The organism is Marinobacterium jannaschii DSM 6295, assembly GCF_000620085.1.
GTDB classification, from domain to species: Bacteria; Pseudomonadota; Gammaproteobacteria; order Pseudomonadales; family Balneatricaceae; genus Pontibacterium; species Pontibacterium jannaschii.
The window spans coordinates 1-4,914 of the sequence record NZ_JHVJ01000043.1 but is presented as its reverse complement, the minus strand read 5'-3'; the positions used below and the strand labels follow the sequence as shown (position 1 = coordinate 4,914).

5 protein-coding genes are annotated in these 4,914 nt (G+C 46.6%); 3 read left to right on the top strand and 2 right to left on the bottom strand.

The genetic code is table 11. From position 1 onward, the window contains the following. Positions 1-262: leucine zipper domain-containing protein (locus Q354_RS29030; RefSeq protein WP_156948394.1), on the bottom strand; the 262-nt coding region annotated here is incomplete at its 3' end. 462 nt (positions 263-724) lie between these two features. On the opposite strand from Q354_RS29030, the gene Q354_RS0115925 reads away from it, so the two are divergent. Together Q354_RS0115925 and Q354_RS0115920 are read left to right on the top strand one after the other, a co-directional pair. Further along, positions 725-1,150 carry a hypothetical protein gene (locus Q354_RS0115925; protein ID WP_027858468.1) on the top strand — a complete coding sequence of 142 codons (426 nt, stop codon included), beginning with the start codon at positions 725-727 and terminating at the stop codon, positions 1,148-1,150. 85 nt (positions 1,151-1,235) lie between these two features. Beyond that, positions 1,236-2,246 carry a DUF2971 domain-containing protein gene (locus Q354_RS0115920; RefSeq protein ID WP_156948393.1) on the top strand — a complete coding sequence of 337 codons (1,011 nt, stop codon included), beginning with the start codon at positions 1,236-1,238 and terminating at the stop codon, positions 2,244-2,246. A gap of 46 nt (positions 2,247-2,292) precedes the next feature. On the opposite strand, the gene ltrA is transcribed toward Q354_RS0115920, so the two are convergent. Then, complete coding sequence (gene ltrA, locus Q354_RS0115915) at positions 2,293-3,627, bottom strand: group II intron reverse transcriptase/maturase (RefSeq protein ID WP_027858466.1); 1,335 nt, start codon at positions 3,625-3,627, stop codon at positions 2,293-2,295. Between the two features lie 583 nt (positions 3,628-4,210). On the opposite strand from ltrA, the gene Q354_RS28580 reads away from it, so the two are divergent. Further along, positions 4,211-4,561, top strand: a complete 351-nt coding sequence (locus Q354_RS28580; protein WP_027858465.1) for a hypothetical protein — start codon at positions 4,211-4,213, stop codon at positions 4,559-4,561. The last annotated feature ends 353 nt before the right edge of the window (positions 4,562-4,914 follow it).

The following is a 4,914-nucleotide window of genomic DNA, read 5'->3' as shown; positions in this document are numbered from 1 at the left end:
TGAAGGTCTGGCGATAGAGTCGGATGCATTCGATCCAGCTATCAGGCAATTGGTAAGGGCTGCTATGGGGGCGACTGGACGCTGAATGCAGTCCTGCGTATCCGTGCTCCTCAAAGCGGGCCAACCATTTATAGACGGTACGTGCACTGATACCGAAATCAGCTGCCACAGAGTGGACTGATCGGCCTTCATTCAGGACACGATCAATGATTAGGACTCGATTATGGTAAGTCGTTCGGGCATTCTTGTGGGGGTTGTTCATGTCGGCTATCGGATGTTGTTTGTTTGGCGATAACCAGCATCTCGAATTTCGCCGATGTGAACAACCTCCTCAGTACCCACAACTAGGTAGACGAAGCGGATAGGGCGATTTCTAGTATTAATCACCACCCTCCCGTGAGATTTCGAAAAAACTCTAAGGTTCTTCTGAAATAAATGAGTGATCGATCTGAATTTGTATAGATCTACAGTGTATTTTGAATTGGATAATTACCCGAAGGTGATAACGCGCAACTGGTCTGGCGAAACTGCAATGGCTATCAAGAATTTTACTTTACTATCAGCTGCTTAGCAGATAGCTTTCAATACCATGGAATGCGCGTTACCTCAAATACACGCGCATGCGCGTTTTTGCCTGAACGAAATTGATAGTGGCGTCGTAAGTGGTTGATTTGTGACGTGAAAATGTGATTTTTATGGATTGGTAAATGCAGGAAAAACGAGCATGCGCAGTATTAAGAATGTTATGAGTACTAGCATGGGAAAACGACTCAAGTACACAGTTATGCTCTTTATTCTGAGCATTTTGTTAACTGGTTGTCCTCGAATGGCGAAAGTTGATTTATATAACAACACCGGAGTCGATGTTTCAGTGAATGTCGGAGGTAGCGTTACTCATATTCCTTCAAAGACTAGTCAAACGATGTTGTTTAGTTCGGAAAGTTTGATCGTAAAATCTAAGTTAGGCGAATGGGTATATGGACGTAACCTCATACCTTATGGCGGCGAAAGTGGGCCGTACTTTGATGGTACGTTACGTGTTCAACTAAATAGCGATGGGCAAGTATTCGTCACAAAGGAGAAGGACCAGAGGCCAATGCTTGAGTTTCCTCATCAGCCTAAGGGGTTCCCAATTGAACCAAACTCATAACAAGTCAATAAACTTCGCGCCTTCGTCGCCGGACAGCCTAGTGGCTGCCGGTTATTGAGGCGTTATATTCATGAGGAGGTTATAATTGAATAGGTATTTGTACAAATATATGCCTTTACGGAAGCAGTTCTTTGAAGAACCAATGCTAAGGGCAACCCCATTCTACAATCTAAATGATCCTTTTGAAGGTCAGTACTCAGAGCAACAAGTTAGAAATGTAAATAGACATGAGAATGAACATTTGATATCTGATGGTGTTGATATTGATCCTGAACACAACGAGTACCATATTCAAGCTGTAATGGAAAATTTACAAGATGACTTATTTGAGTATGGTGTTGTTTCTTTTACTGAAGACTATTCAAATTTGTTGATGTGGTCGCACTATGCTGATGAACATAGAGGGTTTGTTGTAGAAATAGAAAATAGACCATGGCTTACAGATTCACACGTAAACAGAGATGGTGATCAATATAGGTATGAGAAGAGGCCTCTATGTAATGCTGAAGAAAAGCCTGTTCAAGTTGTTTATAGAGACTCGCAACCAAAATTTGAACTTAAAAATAATGCACTACCTGATGATGACTGGGATGTGCACTATCAAAAATTAATAAAAACAGTCTTTCTGACGAAAGGGGATAGATGGTTATATGAAAAGGAGCATAGATCACTCCTTAAATTGTCTTATGCAGACAAAGTAATTACAAAATACGACTCTTATGTTGAAGATATTTGCAAAGATGAACTTGAAATAACGAAATTGGATAATGGTTTTTGCGAGCTTAACTTTGAGTTTGATCATGACACTGGGGATAATGAAGATGTGAATGGGGATGGGATTCGAACAGGCATCGATGTTATATCAAAAAATAATTCTGATACTATTCATCTTTACCACATAGATCCGAAGTGTATAACAGGAATATACTTTGGATGTAATGTCAAAGATAGCGATGTTTATGAAATTATGGAAACAGTAATAAATCAAAATAAATTTTCAGATAATATTGAATTCAAAAGGGCTTCAGTTTCTGACGAAAGGTATGAGTTGAAATTTAGCAAGGTAGAATATAATCGGGTAGCCGGAGGTATCTAGCCTCCAGCCCCCACAACACCCTGCATGCGGGTCCGCACAGGGCGTTTCACTCAGGATAGTGAAGCTTGATCCAACCATCACGCAGCGCGTACAACCCTTCGGATTTTAAATACGCATCAGACAAAGCCTGATTAATCCCCGGAGTTTTCGAGCTGCGCCATGGTCCTTTGCTGGTAATGCCACATGCCACTGCGGCTTGTACTCTGACGCCACGGGCCATTAAGTTCCTTACCTTGGTGCGTGGCTTTCGCCACTGTCGCCAATAGGCCATCCGCACCCGACGCCTGATCCAGTGGTCCAGTTCGACGCAGAGCTGATAGCAATTGGCGATACCAAAGTAATTAATCCAGCCGCGTATAAACTGGCTGATCTTAAAGAGCTGGTAGCGCATTGACACACCCCAGTTGCGATTCGTCAAACGACGAAGTCGCTGTTTAAACTGTTCCAGTTTCCTGGGCTGTACCTGCAAGCGTCCGTACCTGAAGGTAAACCCTAAAAACTGACAGTGCGCCGTTTTCACGACATGGCTTTTGGTCGTATTAACGACCAGCTTTAAACGGTTTTGCAGGTAGCAGCTGATACTGTGCAGCACACGCTCGCCAGCACGCTGACTCTTTACCAGTATCGTAAAGTCATCGGCGTAGCGGGCAAATTTGTGACCGCGCCTCTCCAGCTCTTTATCCAGAGGGTCGAGCATGATATTCGCCAACAGCGGTGATAATGGCCCACCCTGAGGAACACCTTCCCGGCTCTCAATTAACTGCTGACCCTCCATGATGCCAGCGCGTAGATACCGGGCGATCAAGCGAAGCAGACGTTTATCTTCGACCTTGCGGGCGAGGAGAGTCATCAGCAGATCATGATCGAGCCGGTCAAAGAATTTGGAGAGATCAACATCAACGGCGAATCGTCGCCCGCCTTTGATAATGGTTTGCACCTGTTTAACCGCCTGATGCCCACTGCGACCCGGCCTGAACCCGAAACTGTTGTCCGAGAAACCGGGATCGAAGATTGGCATCAATACCTGGGCTATTGCTTGCTGGATAACCCGGTCTTTCACTGTTGGTATGCCAAGTAAGCGCACACCGCCATCGGGTTTATCAATCTCAACGCGACGAACCGGAGCAGGACAGTAACGCCCGGCTTTCAGTTCATCAACGACAGATTGCCAGCGGCCTGTTCTGGCCCAGGCGGGGAATTCGTCGATGCTCATGCCATCGACGCCAGCGGCCCCTTTGTTGGCTCGAACGCGCCGCCATGCCTCCTGCAGGTTCGCACGGGAGAGCGTTCGTTCGAGTAGATCAAAGCTAAAGGCTGGCTGCACATCAGTACGCTGAATCGCATCACTGCCGGACGGCATTTGCGTGTTCAGGTCTGTCATGGCTCCTCCTTTCATTCTAAGTGTTCAGGCCTTCACCGTGTCCTGCCCATTACGGCAGGCGTTTGGCTACTATGCCGTCTGCTGACTTCTGCTTAATCACCATTGGAGTTGCCCCCGACAGCGCTATCGGTTTGTATCTGATTCGCTCTCCACTGGCGATACACTCAATGGAGCCAAGGCACTTATAGACCAGAGCCTTACTGGTTATCTGACCGATCGCCCGTTAAGCAGATCTCCCCAGATAAGAGCATGAACTGTCCCTGCACTGCTGCATCATTTACGGTGGCCGTTAGGTCACATGGCTTCGTCGTCTTGTGCCAACTCGCCTCCAGCCTACGCCTCATATGATGTTCTTGTTCATCAGCTCGCAGTTTTGCGTCCGGCTTCCTCCAGACCAAACCTCGCGGTCAGGCCCTTGCCATTCGCTAGTAGTTAGCATCTAATTCCGATATATATCGCTATGGATGGTGACCTTCCTACAGAGGACTTTCACCTCATTAGTTCATGCCCATGCTGGGCGTACACAAGGCGTTGCACCGGACAAGCCGGTGAACGCGGCGTTAAGAGTCCACGAGAATCCGAGATGAATGCTGAGATAGAAGCTACGAAAAAGGATGTTTTGTATTGGATGCTTGAATTCATCGAAGACGATGACGAGCCCCCATATAGCAAATCCGACGTGGAGGAATGCGGAGCAATTCTTAGCAGCTTCATTGAAGCTGTTGAGCGCTCGGATGAAAAGGCAGATTTCCAATGGGTCAAGTCTAAGGTCAAAGAACTGGTGTTGGTTCTAAATGACTTCAATGAGAAGCATGACCACACGATCATTGAAACAGATCAGCGCGAAAGTATCTGTGATCTAATCAGCCAAGTTATCGTCAATGCTGGCCATCAAGTAGCCGAAGACATCACTGAAGAGTGGCGAGAATGGTAAGACACTTAACACATATGAGCCGTCCCCGCGTCAATAGGCGAAGTAACCCCTGAGGCTTTCCTCATGGGTGCTCTTTAATAATTCGATCGACATACTTCGCCTTTCGGTTGATTACCTGCTGTGCGGTAACAAACACATATAGAGGGTCTCTTACGCACCAATAGTGCTGCCATATAGGAGGTCCTGCTCCGGATGGGCCACTAGAAATTACTCGGTAACTCTGGCTGTCCTATTCAAGGAAGATTGGATCACCTGGGTGTACCCGTTAGTGGCGGGATCAGTCAGAGCGTACACAGTCGAATCATTAAGTTTAGGTGCGGAGGCTGTCCATCTAATCAAGGCCCCGGGCTGTC